The sequence below is a fragment of the Crenobacter luteus genome, assembly GCF_004345725.1.
GTDB lineage: Bacteria > Pseudomonadota > Gammaproteobacteria > Burkholderiales > Chromobacteriaceae > Crenobacter > Crenobacter luteus.
In genome coordinates, this window is record NZ_SLXG01000019.1 from 20,317 (window position 1) to 38,999 (window position 18,683).

At 69.0% G+C, this 18,683-nt stretch carries 19 protein-coding genes and 1 tRNA gene; 9 read left to right on the forward strand and 11 right to left on the reverse strand.

Features of this window, described 5'->3' with window-relative positions; genetic code table 11:
- Position 1 precedes the first annotated feature (1 nt).
- The 7 genes from EV683_RS11110 to EV683_RS11140 all read right to left on the reverse strand — a co-directional run bounded on the left by EV683_RS11110 (position 2) and on the right by EV683_RS11140 (position 5,620).
- A complete protein-coding gene (locus EV683_RS11110; protein ID WP_066613269.1) occupies positions 2 to 589 on the reverse strand; it encodes an acyltransferase in 588 nt (195 codons plus the stop codon).
- The gene (locus EV683_RS11115) at positions 586 to 1,260 is read right to left on the reverse strand and encodes a hypothetical protein (protein ID WP_131862828.1); all 675 of its coding nucleotides are present in this window, start codon (positions 1,258 to 1,260) and stop codon (positions 586 to 588) included. The genes EV683_RS11110 and EV683_RS11115 overlap by 4 nt, the downstream gene beginning before the upstream one ends.
- Before the next feature lie 63 nt (positions 1,261 to 1,323).
- On the reverse strand, positions 1,324 to 2,376 hold the full coding sequence (locus EV683_RS11120; RefSeq protein ID WP_131862829.1) for a Gfo/Idh/MocA family protein: 1,053 nt from the start codon (positions 2,374 to 2,376) through the stop codon (positions 1,324 to 1,326).
- Between the two features lie 77 nt (positions 2,377 to 2,453).
- Positions 2,454 to 3,254 carry a polyamine aminopropyltransferase gene (locus tag EV683_RS11125; protein WP_066613262.1) on the reverse strand — a complete coding sequence of 267 codons (801 nt, stop codon included), beginning with the start codon at positions 3,252 to 3,254 and terminating at the stop codon, positions 2,454 to 2,456.
- Complete coding sequence (gene ttcA, locus EV683_RS11130) at positions 3,244 to 4,218, reverse strand: tRNA 2-thiocytidine(32) synthetase TtcA (protein ID WP_131862830.1); 975 nt, start codon at positions 4,216 to 4,218, stop codon at positions 3,244 to 3,246. Before ttcA ends, EV683_RS11125 begins: the two co-directional genes overlap by 11 nt.
- 82 nt (positions 4,219 to 4,300) lie before the next feature.
- The gene (locus tag EV683_RS11135; RefSeq protein ID WP_131862831.1) at positions 4,301 to 5,041 is read right to left on the reverse strand and encodes a pteridine reductase; all 741 of its coding nucleotides are present in this window, start codon (positions 5,039 to 5,041) and stop codon (positions 4,301 to 4,303) included.
- A 51-nt stretch (positions 5,042 to 5,092) separates the two neighbouring features.
- Positions 5,093 to 5,620 carry a hypothetical protein gene (locus EV683_RS11140; protein WP_131862832.1) on the reverse strand — a complete coding sequence of 176 codons (528 nt, stop codon included), beginning with the start codon at positions 5,618 to 5,620 and terminating at the stop codon, positions 5,093 to 5,095.
- 73 nt (positions 5,621 to 5,693) lie between these two features.
- Between EV683_RS11140 and EV683_RS11145 the strand changes: the two genes are divergently transcribed.
- From EV683_RS11145 to lnt, 9 genes are all read left to right on the forward strand, one after another.
- Positions 5,694 to 6,839 (forward strand): class I SAM-dependent methyltransferase, encoded by a 1,146-nt coding sequence (locus EV683_RS11145; protein ID WP_131862833.1) that lies wholly within the window; start codon positions 5,694 to 5,696, stop codon positions 6,837 to 6,839.
- A gap of 104 nt (positions 6,840 to 6,943) precedes the next feature.
- Positions 6,944 to 7,020 (forward strand) — tRNA-Met (locus EV683_RS11150).
- A gap of 90 nt (positions 7,021 to 7,110) precedes the next feature.
- Complete coding sequence (locus EV683_RS11155; protein ID WP_131862834.1) at positions 7,111 to 7,761, forward strand: HugZ family pyridoxamine 5'-phosphate oxidase; 651 nt, start codon at positions 7,111 to 7,113, stop codon at positions 7,759 to 7,761.
- Positions 7,762 to 7,942: 181 nt separating this feature from the next.
- Positions 7,943 to 8,467 carry a GNAT family N-acetyltransferase gene (locus EV683_RS11160; RefSeq protein ID WP_197457460.1) on the forward strand — a complete coding sequence of 175 codons (525 nt, stop codon included), beginning with the start codon at positions 7,943 to 7,945 and terminating at the stop codon, positions 8,465 to 8,467.
- Positions 8,468 to 8,759: 292 nt separating this feature from the next.
- Positions 8,760 to 10,094, forward strand: a complete 1,335-nt coding sequence (gene miaB / locus EV683_RS11165) for a tRNA (N6-isopentenyl adenosine(37)-C2)-methylthiotransferase MiaB (protein WP_131862835.1) — start codon at positions 8,760 to 8,762, stop codon at positions 10,092 to 10,094.
- A 50-nt stretch (positions 10,095 to 10,144) separates the two neighbouring features.
- Positions 10,145 to 11,116, forward strand: coding sequence for a PhoH family protein (locus EV683_RS11170; protein ID WP_131862836.1), 972 nt, complete (start codon positions 10,145 to 10,147; stop codon positions 11,114 to 11,116).
- Positions 11,097 to 11,606, forward strand: a complete 510-nt coding sequence (gene ybeY, locus EV683_RS11175) for an rRNA maturation RNase YbeY (RefSeq protein ID WP_131862837.1) — start codon at positions 11,097 to 11,099, stop codon at positions 11,604 to 11,606. The genes EV683_RS11170 and ybeY overlap by 20 nt, the downstream gene beginning before the upstream one ends.
- 8 nt (positions 11,607 to 11,614) lie before the next feature.
- Positions 11,615 to 12,472 (forward strand): HlyC/CorC family transporter, encoded by an 858-nt coding sequence (locus EV683_RS11180; protein ID WP_131862838.1) that lies wholly within the window; start codon positions 11,615 to 11,617, stop codon positions 12,470 to 12,472.
- Entirely contained in the window at positions 12,462 to 13,967 is a 1,506-nt protein-coding gene (gene lnt / locus EV683_RS11185) for an apolipoprotein N-acyltransferase (protein ID WP_131862839.1), read from the forward strand. The genes EV683_RS11180 and lnt overlap by 11 nt, the downstream gene beginning before the upstream one ends.
- Positions 13,968 to 14,265: 298 nt before the next feature.
- Here the strand turns inward: lnt and EV683_RS11190 are convergent, their stop codons facing one another.
- The 4 genes from EV683_RS11190 to EV683_RS11205 form a co-directional block, all read right to left on the reverse strand.
- Complete coding sequence (locus EV683_RS11190; RefSeq protein WP_131862840.1) at positions 14,266 to 16,143, reverse strand: methyl-accepting chemotaxis protein; 1,878 nt, start codon at positions 16,141 to 16,143, stop codon at positions 14,266 to 14,268.
- A gap of 70 nt (positions 16,144 to 16,213) precedes the next feature.
- On the reverse strand, positions 16,214 to 17,092 hold the full coding sequence (locus EV683_RS11195; RefSeq protein WP_066613230.1) for a DMT family transporter: 879 nt from the start codon (positions 17,090 to 17,092) through the stop codon (positions 16,214 to 16,216).
- 183 nt (positions 17,093 to 17,275) lie between these two features.
- Positions 17,276 to 17,668, reverse strand: a complete 393-nt coding sequence (gene rplQ, locus EV683_RS11200) for a 50S ribosomal protein L17 (protein WP_066613228.1) — start codon at positions 17,666 to 17,668, stop codon at positions 17,276 to 17,278.
- A 24-nt stretch (positions 17,669 to 17,692) separates the two neighbouring features.
- The gene (locus tag EV683_RS11205) at positions 17,693 to 18,676 is read right to left on the reverse strand and encodes a DNA-directed RNA polymerase subunit alpha (protein ID WP_066613225.1); all 984 of its coding nucleotides are present in this window, start codon (positions 18,674 to 18,676) and stop codon (positions 17,693 to 17,695) included.
- Positions 18,677 to 18,683 lie beyond the last annotated feature (7 nt).

The window sequence follows — 18,683 nt, forward strand, 5'->3', positions numbered from 1 at the left end:
GTCAGGCTCGGTCCTTCGCGGCCGGCGAGCAGTGGTTGCCGCCGATCTCGTAGCGCGCGCCGCAAGCCGGGCAGGCGTGCTCGCCGATGTCGTTCGGCAGCCGCTCGCCGCAGGCGCACATCCAGCCGATACGGCGCGCCGGCGTGCCGACCATCAGCGCGTACGGCAGCACGTCGCGCGTGACCACCGCGCCGGCGCCGATGAAGGCGAACTCGCCGATCTCGTGGCCGCACACGACGGTGCTGTTCGCGCCCAGCGTCGCGCCGCGGCGCACGACGGTGCGGCGGTACTCGTTCTTGCGGTTGACGTGGCTGCGCGGGTTGTTGACGTTGGTGAACACCATCGACGGGCCGCAGAACACGTCATTTTCCAACGTGACCGCGTCGTAGATCGACACGTTGTTCTGCACCTTGACGTTGTCGCCGACGATCACGTCGTTGCCGACGAACACGTTCTGGCCGAAGGAGCAGCCTCGGCCAACCTTCGCGCCGGCGCACACATGCGCGAAGTGCCACACGCGGGTGCCCGCGCCGAGTTGGGCGCCGTCGTCGACGACGGCGGTCGGATGGATCTGGATAGCGTCGTTCATGATGGGGTCTTGGCGCCCGCTTCGGGCGCACGCTGGTAGATGGAATGGTCGCCGCCCTCGTGCGGCCAGATCAGCCGGTCGTCGTCGACGCGCAGCCGGCGGCCGCCGAACACCGCGTGGCTGAACGGCTCGGGGTTGAGGCGGAAATGGTAGCGGTTCTTGCCGGCGCGGCCGGCGAAGCGGCCGACCAGCGTCGGGAAATGGCGTTCGGGGAACTGGTAGTGGACCAGCACGATCTCGTGGACGACGGCCTGCAGCGGCACGAGGAGCGTACCGTTCTCGTCGGTCGCCCCCTCGACCGGCCCGGTCTCGGTTTCGAGCCGGACCCGGATGCCGGGCGCCGGGCGCCCGTCGGGGAAGTCGACGCGCACCTCGAGCAGCTCGCCGGGGGCGCGCGACTGGCTGCGCAGCGAGAAGGGCTCGAACGAGGCCGGACGGCCGGCGTCGAGCACGACCTCGTCGCCCTCGCGGCGCCAGCCGCCGCGCAGGCCGAGGTCGCCGACGATGTCGCCGCGGACGAACTCGAAGCGCGCGTCGGGCTTGAGCGTCAGGCGCGCGCCGGACGCGCCGGGCGCGTCGAGCACGTAATCGCCGACCAGACTGTCGGCCGCCGCGAAGGCAGCCGGCGCCGCGCCCGCCAGCGCGGCGCAGAATATCCACCAGGCACGCATATCCCCCTCCCCTGAATCGTCGCGTCTCGTCCGCAAGGTCGCGCCGGACGCGCTCATTTCAGCTTAGTAATCCAGCGGCAGGCTGACGCGGCGGCCGTCGCGCGCCGACAGATAGGTCGCGATCAACAGCTCCAGCGACTTCAGCCCCTCGCGGCCGTCGGTCTCCGGCTCCGCCTCGCCGCGGAACACGCGGATCACGTTGTCGTAGTACAGCGGGTGGCCGAAACCGTACACGCTGGTGGTCGCGTAGCTGGCGTCCTGGATGCGCGCGTCCATCTCGTGCGCCTCGGCGAACTCCCAGTGCTGGATCTCGTTCACCGCCACGCCGCCGACGCGCACCGTGCCCTTCTCGCCGATGAGGGTGATCGAGCCCTCGAGGTTCTTCGGGTAGGTCAGCATCGTCACGTTCATGCTGCCCATCGCGCCCGAGCGCCACTTGATGCTGACCACGCCGGTGTCCTCGACCTCGATGTTGCGCGCCAAGGTGCCGGTGTAGGCCTGCACGCTCTCGACCGGGCCGACCAGCCAGTCGAGCAGGTCGACGTAGTGGCTCGCCTGGTTCATGAACGCGCCGCCGTCGAATTCCCAGGTGCCGCGCCAGCCGGCCGCGTCGTAGTAGGACTGCGGGCGGGTCCAGAACACGTTGACGTTGACCATGTAGAGGCGGCCGAAGCGGCCGGCCTCGACCGCCTGCTTCAACAGCTGCAAGGTCGCGTTGCGGCGGTTCTGCTTGACGACGAACAAGCGGCGGCCGGCCTTGTCGCCGGCTTCGACCATCTTCACGCCGTCCTGCCAGCGCGTCGCCATCGGCTTTTCGGTCATCACGTGGAAGCCGGCGGCGAACGCGTCGATCGCCTGGCGCGGGTGCAGGCCGGACGGCGTGGTCAGGATCACGCAGTCGGCGTCGCTGTGTTCGAGCAGTTGGCCGAGGCTGGCGTGGCCGCGCGCGCCGGTGCGCGCCACCGCCGCCGCCAGCGCGGCCGGGTCGGTGTCGCACACGTCGACCAGCTCGGCGCGGTCGGCGTGCTGCTCGAGCGCGCCGAAGTGGTTGTTGGCGATGCGGCCGCAGCCGACCAGGGCGAAGCGGATCTTGCGGTCGAGAATGGGCGTATTCATGGGGCGTCGGAACCTCAGACAAAAGCAACGGGCGACCTCGTCGCCCGTTCGTGCGTGTTGTGCGGCGATTATACCGCTCAGATCATCAGGCGGCTGGCCGAATGCAGATTGTTGGCCTTGAGCCGGCCGACCATCTCGACGAATTCGAGATGGAAGCGCGGCTCTAGCGCCCTGGCGCGCTTTTCCAGCGCGGCGAACGAGGTCGGTGCCGGGCTGTCCTTGAACGCCATCACCGCGACGTTACCGTGGCTGGCGGCCGGCAGCTCGATCACGCGGCCCTCGAACACGTTCAACAGGCGCTCGAGGAAGACCTGGTAGCGCTTGTCGCCGCTCCACCAGTTGGTGACGAACACACCCTGCGGGCTCAGCGCGCGGCGGCAGTCCGCGAAGAAGTCCTCGGTGGTCAGCGCGTCGACGATCTGGAAGCCGTCGAAGCCGTCGACGAGGATCGCGTCGGTCGACTCGCGCAGGATCTTCACGTATTCGGCGCCGTCGGCCTCGACGATCTCGAAGCGCTCACCCTCCTCGGGCAGTTCGAAGAAAGCGCGCGCGACCGCGATCACCTGCGGGTGGATGTCGACCGCGACGCTCTTGGCGTCGCGCAGGTAGAAGTCGATCCAGCGCGCGAACGAGCCGCCGCCGAGGCCGATCTGCAGCACGTGGCGCGGCGCGTCGTTGAACAGCAGCCAGCCCATCATCGCGCGGCTGTACGACAGCACCAGCCGCACCGGGTCGTCGACGTCCATCGAGCTTTGCACGGTTTCGCTGCCGAGGTGCAGCGAGCGGATGCCGTCGAGCTCGGAAATCTCGACCTCGGGCAGCGCCTCGGCGCCGTCGCGCACGCGGCGCCGGAACGGATGACGCGCCCTACCCGCCACAGGAAGTCTCCCCAACGGTGGTCGAAGGCTTACGCGAGTCGAGGATGCTGATGGTGCGGCGCGGCGCCTCGGCCAACGTGCCGCCCGCCGGCAGCGGGTCGCGGAACTCTTCCTTGTCGAAGGCGGTGTCGCCGCCGGCCTCGGGCACGGCGCCGGTTTTCAGGCCGGCAAAGTCGAACAGACTGGTGTCCGCCAGGTGCGACGGCACGACGTTCTGCATCGCGCGGAACATGGTCTCGACGCGGCCCGGGAAGCGCTTGTCCCAGTCGTTGATCATTTCCTTGACCACCTGGCGCTGCAGGTTCGGCTGCGAGCCGCACAGATTGCACGGGATGATCGGGAAGGCCTTGATCGCCGCGTAGCGCTCGAGGTCCTTCTCGCGGCAGTAGGCCAGCGGGCGGATCACCATGTGGCGGCCGTCGTCCGACACCAGCTTGGGCGGCATGCCCTTGAGCTTGCCGCCGTAGAACATATTGAGGAACAAGGTCTGCAGGATGTCGTCGCGGTGGTGGCCGAGCGCGATCTTGGTCGCGCCCAACTCGTCGGCGACGCGGTACAGGATGCCGCGGCGCAGCCGCGAGCACAGCGCGCAGGTGGTCTTGCCCTCGGGCACCACGCGCTTGACGATCGAGTAGGTGTCTTCCTCGACGATGCGGTACTCGACGCCGATCGATTCGAGGTACTGCGGCAGCACGTGCTCGGGAAAGCCCGGCTGCTTCTGGTCGAGGTTGACCGCGACGATGGAGAAGTCGATCGGCGCCGACTTCTGCAGGCCCAGCAGGATGTCGAGCATCGCGTAGCTGTCCTTGCCGCCGGACAGGCAGACCATCACGCGGTCGCCCTCTTCGATCATGTTGAAGTCGTTGATGGCGTCGCCGACGTGGTGGCGCAGCCGCTTGGCAAGCTTGTTGGCCTCGAACTCGGCCTTCTTGGCCTTTTCGTCGAGGAGGACGGCGTCGGTCATGGCGGGTACCGCTAAGAAACTGAAAAACAGGCGATTTTAGCGCAAATCGACCGCCCCTTCACCCCTCCCCGCCCGACCGGGCCTAGAGCACCACGCTGCGCCCGCCGTCGACCGCGAGCACCTGGCCGGTGACGTAGCCCGCGTCGAACAAGAGAAATTGCACCGCGCGCGCGATGTCGTCGGGCTGGCCGATGCGCGCCAGCGGGATGCTCGCCTCGATCGCCGCGCGCTTGGCCGCGTCGAAGAAGGCGTCGTCCTCGGGCCAGATATTGCTGCCGGGCGCGACGCCGTTGACGCGCACCTCGGGCGCCAGCTCCAGCGCCAGCGAGCGGATCAGTTGCGCGTGGCCGGCCTTGGCGAGGTTGTAGACCACGTGCGACTTCATCGGCCGCTCGGCGTGGATGTCGACGATGCCGACGATCGCGCCGCCGCTCGCCTTCAGGTGCGGCGCGGCTTCCTGCGCGAGAAACAGCGGCGCCTTCAGGTTGGAGCCGATCAGGTCGTGCCAGGCGGCCTCGTCGATCGCGCCGAGCTCGGTCGGAAAAAAGCTCGACGCGTTGTTCACCAGGCCGTCGAGCCGGCCCCAGGCGGCGACCGCGACGTCGACCAGCTCGGCCAAGGTGTCGGTTCGCAACAGGTCGGAGCGCACCAAGAGCGCCGAACCGGGGCGTGCGGCGTTCAGCTCGGCCGCCAGCGCCTCGGCGTCCTGCCGCGAACCGCGGTAATGCAGCACCAGCCGGCATCCGGCCGCGTGCAGACGGCGGGCGATCCCCGCCCCGATCCGGCGCGCCGCGCCGGTCACCAGCACCACCTTGTCGTGCATCCTTCCCTCCGTTCCGGCCGGGCTCGGCCAACGTCGAATCTCGATGCCGCGCTAGACGCCGCAGCCTTGCAAGGCGCGCCTGAGCGGCGCGCTGTCGTACGGCAGGTCGAAACGCGCCTCGAGCGGCGCGGCGCGGCCCTTGGCCGGCTTGAGCCGGAAGCGCAACTGACGCGCGTCGAGCAGCGCCGCCGCCTCGCGCGCCGGCAAGGCGAACGACAGGCCGAACACGTCCGCGTCGAGCGCGGCGCCGCCGACCCGGGCCGGCACGAAACGCGCGCGGCCGACCGCGTAGCTGGCCAGCCGCCCGTGCCGGCCGACCCCGTCCGCACCCTCGAAGGGCGCCAGGTCGAAGCCCCCGGGCCGGCCGATCAGGCGCACCGTCGTCGTCGCCGGCGGCGCGTCGGCGCGGCAGGAGAGCGCCAGCTCGGCCGGCAACCGCGCGCGGCCGAAGACCGCCTCGCCGCGGATCCGCGCCTCGGCGGGCGGCCCGCCCTCGACCGGCTCGGCCAACTGCCAGCCCGCAGCGCCGGCCGAGCCTGTCGCACACAAGAGCGCCAACACCCCGATAGCGTGTTTCATCCCGTCTCCCAGAGTCTTTCGTCGGCGGGCAAATTCGCCCACAATGCCGGCCAGATTGTACATGAAGCCCGCCATGACTCACCTGCCCGCTCCCGCGCCCGAGGCGCTCGCCGTCAGCCGGCAACTGTCGCAGAAAATCGCCGACGAGATCGCCGCGCGCGACGGCTGGATGCCGTTCTCGCGCTTTATGGAACTGGCGCTCTACGCGCCCGGCCTCGGCTACTACGCCGCCGGCAGCCGCAAGTTCGGCGAAGCCGGCGACTTCGTCACCGCGCCGGAGATGTCGCCCTTCTTCGCCGCCTGCCTCGCGCGCCAGTTGGCCGAGCTCTTGCCGCAGACCGACGGCGTGATCTACGAATTCGGCGCCGGCACCGGAAGGCTCGCCGCCGACCTGATCGCCGAGCTGAAGGCGCTCGGCGTCGCCGTCAAGGGCTACAAGATCGTCGACCTGTCGCCCGAGCTGGTCGAGCGCCAGCGCGACACGCTGGCCGACCACCTCGACCTCGTCGAGTGGCTGGCCGAGCTGCCCGAGGCGATCGACGGCGTCGTGATCGGCAACGAGCTGCTCGACGCGATGCCGTGCGAGCTGATCCACTGGAGCGACGCCGGCCCGCTGCGCCGCGGCGTCACGGTCGAGCACGGCGCCTTCGCCTTCGCCGACCGCGAAATCGACGACGCGAGGTTGGCCGAGCTCGCCCGCCGCTACGACCCGCGCCTGCCGGGCTACGTCAGCGAGATTTCGCTCGCCAACCGCGGCTTCGTGCGCGACCTGGCGGCGCGCCTCGTGCGCGGCGCGATCCTCCTGATCGACTACGGCTACGGCGAGCGCGAGTACTACCTGCCCGAGCGCCGCATGGGCACGCTGATCGGCCACTACCGCCATCACACCGTGCACGACCCGTTCTACCTGCCCGGCCTGATGGACCTGACAAGCCACGTCGACTTCACCGCGATCGCCGAAACCGGCCTCGAAGCCGGCCTCGACCTGATCGGCTACCTGAACCAGGCGCAGTTCCTCGTCAACTGCGGGCTGACCGGCCTGCTGGCCGAGCGGCTCGACGCCGCCGATACCGTCCCGTACGCCCGCGCGGTGTCGGCGGTGCAGAAGCTCGTGTCGCCGACCGAGATGGGCGAATTCTTCAAGGTGATCGGCTTCGGCCGCGGCGTGGCCATCGACTGGCTCGGCTTCGCCGACGGCGACCGCTGCCACACGCTGTAAGCCCGCGTCATCGATTGGCAAAAAAATTGCACGACGATGCTTGACGGAGCGAAATCCATTGCGTATAGTTCGTCCCACTTCGACGCCGCAAGGCAAGAAGACGTGGCGAATTAGCTCAGTCGGTTAGAGCGACGGAATCATAATCCGCAGGTCCGGGGTTCGAGTCCCTGATTCGCCACCACGAGATTCAAAAGCCAGATGCCTCGCATCTGGCTTTTTCCATTTCCGGCTGCCATCTTGTCGTGCATCGACGCCCGCCCCGGAGCCCGCCATGAAACTGCCGCTCGCCAGCGCCATCGACCTCGTGCACCGCGCCGACCACGGCGCGCTCGCCAGCCACGCGACGCAACTGCCCGGCTACCCGTTTTGCACCCAGCTTCCCTTCGTGCCCGACGCGCAGCACCGGCCGGTGCTGCTGATCAGCAGCTTGGCCGAGCACACTCGCAATCTGATCGCCGACGGCCGCGCGAGCCTCGCGCTGGCCGACCCTGGCGCCGACGACCTCTTGTCCGGCGCGCGTCTGACGCTGCTCGGCGACGTCGCCCGCGTCGACGCCGACGAAGCGCTGGTCGCGCGCTATCTACGCTACCGGCCCGAGGCGGCCGACTATCTCGGCTTCGGCGACTTCGCCTTCTACCGGCTCGAGCCCCGCCGCGTGCGGCTGATCGCCGGCTTCGCGCGCATGGGCTGGCTGGAGGCCGAAGACTGGGCCGGCGCCGTCACGCTCACGCCCGACGACGAGGCGGCCGAACTGGCCGCGCTGCCGATGCTCGCCGGCGCGCGCTGGCTCGGGCTCGACGCCTACGGCGCCGATATCGAACGCGACGGCCGCCGGCTGCGGCTGACCTTCGCCGAGCCGGCCGCCGACGCCCAGGAGCGCCGCCGCGCCGTCGCCGTCGCGCTCGCGGCGCAAGGCAGCTAGCCCGGCCGCGCGGGGCGGCGGTTCGACAGCCCGCCGCCTGGCCGCTACAATGGCAAACGTTTGTTGAAGCAGGAATCGTTACCCTTTCCGCCCGCGCCCGCGCGTCGCCCGCCGACGCCGCCCCGACCGGCCCACGCCGGTTTTTTCATGCCGGCCCCGGCGCGGCCGGACCGCCTCACCCATGTCCGCCACCCCCGCTTTTTCCCGGCCCGACGCGGCCATCGCGCTGCGCCCTATGCGCGCGACCGACCTCGACGGCGTACTCGCCGTCCAGCGCCGCTGCTACCGCCCCGAGCTGATCGAGTCGCGCGCCGCGCTCGCCTCGCGCCACCGTCTCGCGCCCGACACCTGCTGGGTCGCGGCGCGCGACGGCGCGCTGCTGGGCTATCTGTTCGCCCACCCGTGGCAGGGCGAGGCGCCGCCGGCGCTGGACGCGCCGCTCGCGGCGCTGCCTGCGATGGCCGATACGCTGTTCATCCACGACCTCGCGCTGCACCCCGACGCGCGCGGCCTCGGGCTCGGCCCGCGCCTCGTCGACGCCGCGCTGGCGGCCGGCCGCGCGCGCGGGCTCGTCCGGTCGCGGCTGGTCGCCGTGCAGGGCGCCGACGCGTTCTGGTCGCGCTTCGGCTACCGCGCCGCGCGGCTGGCGCCGGCCAAGCTCGCCCGCTACGGCGACGACGCGGTCGGCATGGCGCGCGCGCTCTGAACGGGCTTGGCCGGCGCGACGGCCCCGCCCACGTCACGGGCAAGGCCGCGCGCGTACCGCCGGCAAAGCCGTCTATGGTAGACTGGCTAACTTGTTATTTTGCCTATGAAAACCTGCCCTCCCTCGTAGCCGACCGCGGCCCGCGTCGCGGCGATACCGGCGCGCGGGGCACGACGCGGATCGCCGGCGGGCGGCGCCGAAGGCGGCTTAGTGGGCAATACGAATCGAAATCCGGGCGCCGTCCGACGATAAGGGTCGCCGCCCGGGTGCAACAGCGGGAAGCTTTGTCGCAATGAAAAAGGTGTACATCAAGACCTTCGGTTGCCAGATGAACGAGTACGACTCCGACAAGATGGTCGACGTGCTCGGCGAGGCCGAGGGCATGGTCAAGACGGACACGCCGGAAGACGCCGACGTCATCCTGTTCAATACCTGCAGCGTGCGCGAGAAGGCGCAGGAAAAGGTGTTCTCCGACCTCGGCCGCATCCGCGAGCTGAAAATCGCCCGTCCGGACCTCGTGATCGGCGTCGGCGGCTGCGTCGCGTCGCAGGAGGGCGAGGCGATCGTCAAGCGCGCGCCCTACGTCGATGTGGTGTTCGGCCCGCAGACCTTGCACCGCCTGCCGGACATGATCCGCGCCAAGCGCGACAGCGGCCGCTCGCAGGTCGACATTTCCTTCCCCGAGATCGAGAAGTTCGACCACATCCCGCCGGCCAAGGTCGAGGGCGGCGCCGCCTTCGTGTCGATCATGGAAGGCTGTTCGAAGTACTGCTCGTTCTGCGTCGTGCCGTACACGCGCGGCGAGGAAGTGTCGCGCCCGTTCGACGACGTGCTGACCGAAATCGCCGGCCTCGCCGCGCAGGGCGTGAAGGAAATCACCCTGCTGGGCCAGAACGTCAACGCCTACCGCGGCCTGATGGCCGACGGCGAGATCGCCGACTTCGCGCTGCTGCTCGAATACGTGCACGAGGTGCCCGGCGTCGAGCGCATCCGCTTCACCACCAGCCACCCGCGCGAATTCAGCCAGCGCATCATCGACTGCTACGCCCGTCTGCCCAAGCTCGTGTCGCACCTGCACCTGCCGGTACAAAGCGGCTCCGACCGCGTGCTGATGGCGATGAAGCGCGGCTACACCGCGCTGGAATACAAGTCGATCATCAGGAAGCTCAGGGCGATCCGCCCCGACCTGTGCCTGTCGTCCGACTTCATCGTCGGCTTCCCCGGCGAGACCGAGGCCGACTTCGAGGCGACGCTGAAGCTGGTCAAAGACCTCGAGTTCGACTTCAGCTTCGTGTTCATCTACAGCCCGCGCCCGGGCACGCCGGCGTCCAACCTGCCGGACGACACCCCGCACGAGGAAAAGGTGCGCCGCCTGACCGCGCTCAACGAGGTGATCGAGGCACGGGGCTACGAAATCAACAAGAGCATGGTCGGCTCGGTGCAGCGGGTGCTGGTCGAGGGCGTGTCGAAGAAAGACCCGGCGATGCTCGCCGCGCGCACGATGAACAACCGCGTGGTCAACTTCGTCGGCCAGCCGCGGCTGATCAACGAGATGATCGAAGTCGTCATCACCGAGGCCTACCCGCACTCGCTGGCGGGCGAGATCCTCACCGTCGAAACCGCCTGACGCCCCGCCTCGGCCAACCTTCAAGGTTGGCCGAGCCTCTAGGCCCATCCATGTCCCAGACCGAACACCTGTCCTTCACCCCCGTCGACAACGAACGGCTCGCCAAGCTGTGCGGCCCGCTCGACGAAAACCTCCGCCAGATCGAGACCGCGCTCGACGTCACCATCGGCCGGCGCGGCGAAGCGTTCCGCATCAAGGGCGAGCGCGCCCGCGAGGCGGTCGCCGCGTTGACGCGCTTCTACCTCGCCGCCGAACAGCGCGCGCTCGAGGTCGACGACATCCAGCTCGGCCTCGTCGAGGTACGCGAACTGCCGCGTCACGCCGACGCGAGCGACGACAACGTGCCGGTGCTGCACACGCGCCGCGGCGATCTGCGCGGCCGCACGCCGCGCCAGAACGGCTACATCAAGGCCATCCTCGAACACGACATCACCTTCGGCATCGGCCCGGCCGGCACCGGCAAGACCTACCTCGCGGTCGCATGCGCGGTCGACGCGATGGAACGCGACGCGGTCAAGCGCATCGTGCTGGTGCGCCCGGCGGTCGAGGCCGGCGAGAAGCTGGGCTTTCTGCCCGGCGACCTCGCGCAGAAGGTCGACCCCTACCTCAGGCCGCTGTACGACGCGCTGTACGACCTGATGGGCTTCGACAAGGTCGCGCGGCTGTTCGAGAAGAACCTGATCGAGATCGCGCCCTTGGCCTATATGCGCGGCCGCACGCTGAATTCGTCGTTCATCATCCTCGACGAGGCGCAGAACACCACGCCCGAACAGATGAAGATGTTCCTGACCCGCATCGGCTTCGGCTCGCGCGCGGTGATCACCGGCGACATCACGCAGATCGACCTGGCCAAGAACCAGAAGAGCGGCCTGGCCGAGGTGCGCCACATCCTCAAGCACGTGCGCGGCATCCATTTCCACCAATTCCACAGCGACGACGTCGTGCGCCACCCGCTGGTGCAGAAGATCGTCGACGCCTACGAACAGTACCAAGCCCACAACGATGAAAAGCGCGAAGCGTAACCCGGCCGGCCAAAGGTTGGCCGAGCGTCTGACCCTCACCGTCGAGAACCGCAGCGGCGACACGGACGTGCCGAGCCGCGCCGACTTCGCGCGCTGGGCGCGCGCCGCGCTGACCGGCGCCTTCCGCACCGCCGAGGTATCGCTGACGCTGGTCGACGACGACGAGGGGCGCGCGCTCAACCGCGACTGGCGCGGCAAGGACTACGCGACCAACGTGCTGTCGTTCGCGCTCAACGAGGGCGAAGCGCCGCTGCCGGGGCTGCCGCTGATCGGCGACATCGTGTTCGCCACCGGCGTCGTCGCGCGCGAGGCCGCCGAGCAGAACAAGGCGCTCGACGCCCACTACGCGCACCTGACCGTGCACGGCATGCTGCACCTGCAAGGCTACGACCACGTCGACGACGACGAGGCCGAGGCGATGGAAGCGCTTGAAAGTGTCATTCTCGCCCGGCTAGGATATGCCGACCCTTACGCCGAGGAGGCCGTCTGAGCCCCACCATGGAAGACCCCAGTAAAACGCGCGGCAGCTGGCTCGAACGCCTGTCCGCCTTCCTGCTGCGCGAACCCGAAGACCGCGAGGAGCTGGTCGAACTGTTGCACGGCGCCTTCGAGCGCCACCTGCTGGACGCCGAGGCGCTCGGCATGATCGAGGGCGTGCTGTCGGTCGGCGAGATGACGGTGCGCGACGTGATGGTGCCGCGCAGCCAGATGGACGTGATCCGCTGCGACGAGCCGATCGAGCGCTTTTTGCCGCTGGTGATCGACACCGCGCACTCGCGCTTCCCGGTGATCGGCAGCGACAAGGACGACGTGCAGGGCATCCTGCTCGCCAAAGACCTGCTGCGCTATTTCCACTACCCGAAGACCTTCGAGCTGAAGGCGCACCTGCGCCCGGCGCTGTTCGTACCCGAATCGAAGCCGCTGAACATCCTGCTGCGCGACTTCCGCGCCACGCGCAACCACATGGCGATCGTGGTCGACGAGTTCGGCGGCGTCGCCGGCCTGGTCACCATCGAGGACGTGATCGAGCAGATCGTCGGCGACATCGAGGACGAGCACGACCTCGACGAGGTCGACGACGCCATCGTGCCGGTGCGCGGCAACCGCTACCGCGTCAAGGCGACCACCGAGATCGCCGACTTCAACGCCCACTTCGGCACCGCCTTCTCGGACGAGCAGGTCGACACCATCGGCGGCCTGCTGCTGTCCAAGCTCTGTCACCTGCCCAAGCGCGGCGAGTCGCTCGACATCGACGACCTGCGCTTCACCGTGATGCGAGCCGACAGCCGCCGGCTGCACCTGCTGCTGGTCGAGCGCCTGCGCCCCGACGCCGCGCGGGACGGCGATGCCGCTTAAGCGCCCGCACCGCACCGCCTGGCTCGGCTTCGCCGGCGCGCTCGCGCTCGGCGCGCTGACCGTGTTCGCCTTCGCGCCCTACCGGCTGTTCTGGTTGATGCCGCTCTTGCTGGCCGCGCTCGGCCTCCTGGTCGAACGTTGGCCGAGCCGCGGCTTTGCCTTCGGCTACGGCTTCGGGCTGGCGGCCTACACGGCGAACTTCCACTGGGTCTACCAGAGCCTGCACGACGTCGCCGGCCTGCCGGCCTTCATCGCCGCGCCGCTGGTGCTGTTGCTGCCGGCCTACCTCGCGCTCTACCCGGGGCTGACGCTGTGGTGGATAGGCCGGCTCAGGCCGCGCCCGCTGCTGCGCTGGCTCGTCGCCTTCCCGGCCGCCTGGACGCTGACCGAATGGCTCAGGAGCTGGATGCTGACCGGTTTCCCGTGGGGCGCGATCGGCTACAGCCAGATCACCGAAAGCCCGCTGTCGGCGCTCGCGCCGCTCGGCGGCATCCACCTGGTGACCTTCGCCGTCGCGCTGTCCGCCGGCCTGATCGTCGCCGCCGGCCGGCTGTGGCGGCGCACCGCGCTCGCCGCCGGCCTCGCCGTCGCCGCCGCCGCGCTGTGGGGCGGCGCGCAGGCGCTCAAGCCCGTCGAGTGGACGCGGCCGGTCGGCGCGCCGCTCACCGTCGCGCTCGGCCAGGGCAACATCCCGCAGGCGCTCAAGTGGCAGCCGGACATCTTCGAGCTGACGCTGATGCGCTACTACCGCCAGGTCGCCACCACGCGCGCCGAGCTGATGATCCTGCCCGAGACCGCGTTGCCGGCCTTCCTCGACGAGCTGCCGTCCGGCTACCTGACGATGCTGGCCGGCGACGCCGCCCGCAAGGGCATGGCGCTCGCCGTCGGCGTGCCGCTGCGCACGGGCGACGGTGCCGGCTACCTGAACGCGGTGGTCGCGCTCACCGACCCCAAGGCGCCCAGCTACGCGAAGAACCACTTGGTGCCGTTCGGCGAGTTCGTACCGCTGCCGCTGGTCACCGGCTGGCTCTACCAGTTCATGGACATGCCGCTGTCCGGCTTCTCGCGCGGCGGCGCCAACCAGGCGCCGATCGCGCTGGCCGGACAGAAGGTCGCCTTCAACGTCTGCTACGAAGACAGCTTCGGCGAGGAGCTGATCGGCCCGGCGCGGCACGCGACGCTGCTGGCCAACGTCAGCAACCTCGCCTGGTTCGGCAAGAGCCACGCGATGAGCCAGCACCTGCAGCTGTCGCAGGCGCGCGCGCTCGAAACCGGCCGACCGATGCTGCGCGCGACCAACACCGGCATGACCGCCATCGTCGACGCGCGCGGCCGCATCGAGGCGGTCGCCGCGCCCGACACCGAGCAGGTGCTGACCGGCCGCGTGCAGGGCTATACCGGCGACACGCCCTATATGCGCGTCGGCAACCTGCCGGTGCTGGTCGGCGCCGCGCTCCTGGCGCTCGTCGCCGGCCTGCTCGGCCGCCGCCGCTGACGCCGTCCGGGAGACGGGCAGCCCGACCGACTGCTCGATCCGGCCTTCCCGCCCCCCTTTGCCGCATACGCCGCCGTCGATCCGGCGCACGCCCGCACCGCCGCAAAGAACGGCCCCTTTCCGGCCTCCCGTCATCCCGGCTCCCGCGCTGCCTCTTTGCCCGCGCAGGCACGGCCCGCAAGGGCGGCCATCGTATCGGCGCCCCCTCGGCCAACGCCGAGCGGCGTCCTCCCCCGCTCGCGACCATGAAAAACGCCGCAGCGTCCACGGACGGTGCGGCGTTTTGCCGGACGGGATACTACAGCCTGAAGCGCGAGAACTGCTGGCGCAGGCTGCCGGCCGCCTCGGCCAGGCCGCCGAGCGTGTGGCTGGCGCCCTGCAGCGCGCCGTCGCTCTCGATGATGCGGCTGTTGATGCGCTCGGTGCTCTGCGCGATCTGCGTGGTCGCGTTGTGCTGCTCGCGCGTCGACAACGAGATCTCGTTCATCTTGGCGACCACCGCCGCCATCGCCTCGCGGATCTGGCCGATCTGCTCGGCCGCCTCGCGCGTCAGCGCGACGCCGCCGTCGACCGCGCCGAGCGCGTGCTGCATATTGTCGACCGCCTGGCGCGTCTCGTCGCGGATCGCGCTGACCATGCCCGAAATCTCCACCGTCGCGGCGCCGGTGCGCTCGGCCAGCTTGCGCACCTCGTCGGCGACCACCGCGAAGCCGCGGCCCTGCTCGCCGGCGCGCGCCGCCTCGATCGCCGCATTCAGCGCCAACAGGTTGGTCTGGTCGGCGATGTCGCGGATCACGTTGGTAATGCCGGAAATCTGCTGCGAGCGGCCGTCCAGCGTCGACAGCATGCCCGACAGCTCGCGCACCGCGCTCATGGTGCGCTCCATCTCGCCGGTGATGCGCGCCATCGCCTCGGCGCTCTGGCCGGACACTTCGCCGGTCTGCCCGACCAGCGCGTCGGCTTCGCGCGCCGCGTCGGCGATATGCGAGATGCTGACGGTGATCTCTTCGAGCGTCGCGGCGTTCGAGCCGGACACGTCGGAAATCTGGCGCGAATCGTCGGCGACGCGCGCGATCGTGCCGCCGACCGCCTCGACGCCGCCCGACACGCGGTCGGCCTCGTCGCGGATCGCGCGGAACATCGTCTGCAAGCGTTCGATGAAACCGTTGAAGGCGTGCGCGGTCTCGGCGATCTCGTCCTCGCCGGCCACTTCGATGCGGCGCGTCAGGTCGCCCTCGCCCTGCGAGATCTCGCGCATCGCGTCGCGCAGCCGCGCCAGACCCGCCAGCATGCGGCCGAGTACGAAGCTCGCCAGCGGCACCATGACGAGGAACACCGCCAGCGCGGTCGCCAGCACGGTGTAGAGCAGGCTGTTCAGCGGCGCGAGCACCTGGTCGCGGTCGACCACCACGCCGAGGAACCAGTCGGTACCCGGCACGGCGACCAGGCGCGCGAAGTAGGACCTGCCGTCGCTGTCGACCTCGGCCAACTCGCCCGACTCGGCCAGCGCGCCGACCTTGTCGCTGGTCAGCGCCGGAATCTTCTCGGCGATGGGCTTGAGCGTCAGCGTCTGGTCCGGGTGCGCGATCACCTTGCCGCTCTTCTCGACCAGGAAAGCGTAACCGTCGACGTTGAGCTTGACGCCGAGCACCGACTTGACCAGCGCGTCGATGAAGATGTCACCGCCGGCCACCGCGAGCAGCTGCCCGCCGGCGTTCACCGGCGCGACCACGGTCACCACCAGCTTCTTGGTGTCGAAGTCGACGTAGGGCTCGGAGATGGTCGGCTTGCCGACCTGCTTGGCCAAGCCGTACCACGGGCGCGCGGTCGGGTCGTAGTCGGGCTTCTGCGGCCGACCGTCGGAATACAGCATGCGCTTGTCGGCGTAGCCGATATAGCTGACGTCGAAACCGCCGGCGCGGTTCAGGTTGTCCAGATAGACGCGCGGCTCGGCCAGCGTCGCCACCGACACCGCCGCCTCGACGATGCGCACCTTGTCGTGCGCCCACTCCTCGATCACACCGCCCTGCCCGACCGCCACCGCCGACAGTTCCTTGGCGATGCCGGCCTCGACGCTCTTCTTCATCTGCAGGTAGATCAGTCCGGTCAGCACGGCGCCGAGGGCGCCGAGCATCAACGCGATCACCAGGATCATCTTGGTACGTAACGAACGCATGCTTTTTCCCCACAAGACGGCGTTATGTCGGGCAACCCGGCCGGCCGTCCGACGGCCCGGTTGATTATGTTTACATGCCGGCTCGGCGCGCCGGCCGGTTGGTGAGCCAGACTCCGGCGCCGACCAGCAGCCCGCCGGCGACCATGCTCCACAGCAGCTCTTCGCCGAGCATCAGCACGCCGATCAACACCGCGAACACCGGCACCAGGTTGGTGAACACCACGGTACGGGTCGGGCCGATCGCCTTCACTCCCTCGGCGTACCACAGGAAGGCCAGCAGCGTCGCCAGCACGCCCAGGTGCAGCAGCGCCAGCCACATCGCCGGCCCCGAAGCCAGCGTCGCCAGCATCCGCCCCTCCCACAGCGCCGGCGGCAGCAGCATCAGCGCGCCGGCCAGCGCCCCCCAGGCGGTGCTCGCCAGCGGCGAGAAGTGGCGCGCGGCGTCGCGACCGAGCAGCGTGTACGCGCTCCACGCCAGCGAGCTGGCGAACACGATCGCCTCGCCGGCGCCGACATGCGCGACGAGCGCGGCCAGCTCGCCGCGGCTGATCACCAGCGCGGCGCCCAGCAGCGACACCGCGACCCCCAGCCAGCGCGCGGCGCCGAGCCGCTGCCCCTGGAAGGCCGCCGCGGCCAGCGCGACCAGCACCGGGTTCAGCGCGACGATCAGCGCCGCACGGCTGGCCGGCACCAGGCTCAGGCCGAAGAAGAAGCAGACGTTGTAGGCGAACACGCCGGTGAAGCCGAGCGCCAGCGCCAGCCGCGCCGCATCGCCGCGAGGCGGCGCGAGACCCTCGCGGCGGGCCAGCAGCGCCATCAGGCAGGCCGCCGCGATCGCGAAACGCCACTCGGCCACCGCCAGCGGTGCGCCCGCCTGCGCGGCGTAGCGGCCGACCGGAAAGGTCGCGCCCCAGATCAAGGTCGTCAGCACCAGCTTGAGATAGACCACCACGCCACCCCGGATGCAGCTGAAAGCAAATCCTGAATATTGTATCCGGATAGCCATTGTGGAATTTAAAAAAGGCTCGGCCAACCCCGGTGTTACCCCAAGGTTGGCCGAGCCCTTCGCGATAGCTGTGCGCCGATGAAAAAAGCCGGCCCAAGGGCCGGCTTTTTTCGAGCGGGACGAGGATTACTCGGCCGCTTCTTCCGCGACGACGTCGCCTTCCGGACGGTCCACCAGCTCGACCAGAGCCAGCGGGGCGTTGTCGCCCTTACGGAAACCGTACTTCAGGATGCGCAGGTAGCCGCCGTTGCGGGCGGTGTAGCGCGGGCCCAACACGTCGAACAGCTTGACCACGATCTCGCGATCGCGGGTGCGGTCGAAGGCCAGACGACGGTTGGCCAGCGACGGCTTCTTGCCGAGCGTGATGAGCGGTTCAGCCACGCGACGCAGTTCCTTGGCCTTCGGCAGCGTGGTCACGATGGCTTCGTGACGCAGCAGCGAGTTGGCCATGTTACGCAGCATCGCCAGACGGTGGCTGGTCGTGCGATTCAGTTTACGATTACTCAAACGATGACGCATTGTAGTGTCCTTTTATCTCAAGCCTTACGGCTTCTCCAGCCCTGCCGGCGGCCAGTTCTCCAGCTTCATGCCGAGCGTCAGACCCTTGGAGGCGAGAACTTCCTTGATCTCGTTGAGCGACTTGCGACCCAGATTCGGGGTCTTCAGGAGCTCGGTCTCGGTGCGCTGGATCAGATCACCGATGTAATAGATGTTCTCCGCCTTCAGGCAGTTGGCCGAACGAACCGTGAGTTCGAGATCATCGACCGGGCGCAGCAGAATCGGATCAATCTGAGGCGCCTTTTCCACGACCTCTTCCACCGCCGTGCCTTGCAGGTCGGCAAAGATGGACAGTTGATCCACCAGGATACGCGCTGCCATGCGCACAGCTTCTTCCGGCTCGATCACGCCGTTGGTCTCGATGTCGAGGACCAGGCGGTCGAGGTCGGTACGCTGTTCGACGCGGGCGCTCTCCACGCCGAAGCTCACGCGGCGAACCGGCGAGTAGGACGCGTCGAGCTGGATGGTGCCGATCGAACGGTTGTCGTCGTGGTTCACGCGCGAGGCGACCGGCTGGTAGCCGCGCCCGGTTTCCACCTTGACTTCCATGTCGATCTTGCCGCCCGCGGACAGATGGCAGATCACATGATCCGGGTTGATGACTTCAACATCGTGCGGAAGCTCGATATCGCTGGCCAGCACGGCGCCTTCGCCTTCCTTTTTCAGGGAAAGCACGACGCTGTCACGGCCATGCAGTTTAAGCACCACGCCCTTGAGGTTGAGGAGGATGTCGACGACATCCTCCCGCACGCCGTCAAGCGCGGAATACTCATGCAAAACGCCAGCGATAGTCACTTCGGTCGGAGCAAAGCCCGGCATCGACGACAGCAGGATCCGGCGCAGGGCGTTGCCCAGGGTGTGGGCATAGCCACGCTCGAACGGCTCCATCGACACGCGAGCGTGCGTCGAGGAGACCGGCTGAACGTCGATCAAACGCGGTTTCAGAAATTCCGAAGCGCTGTTTTGCATAGTGATT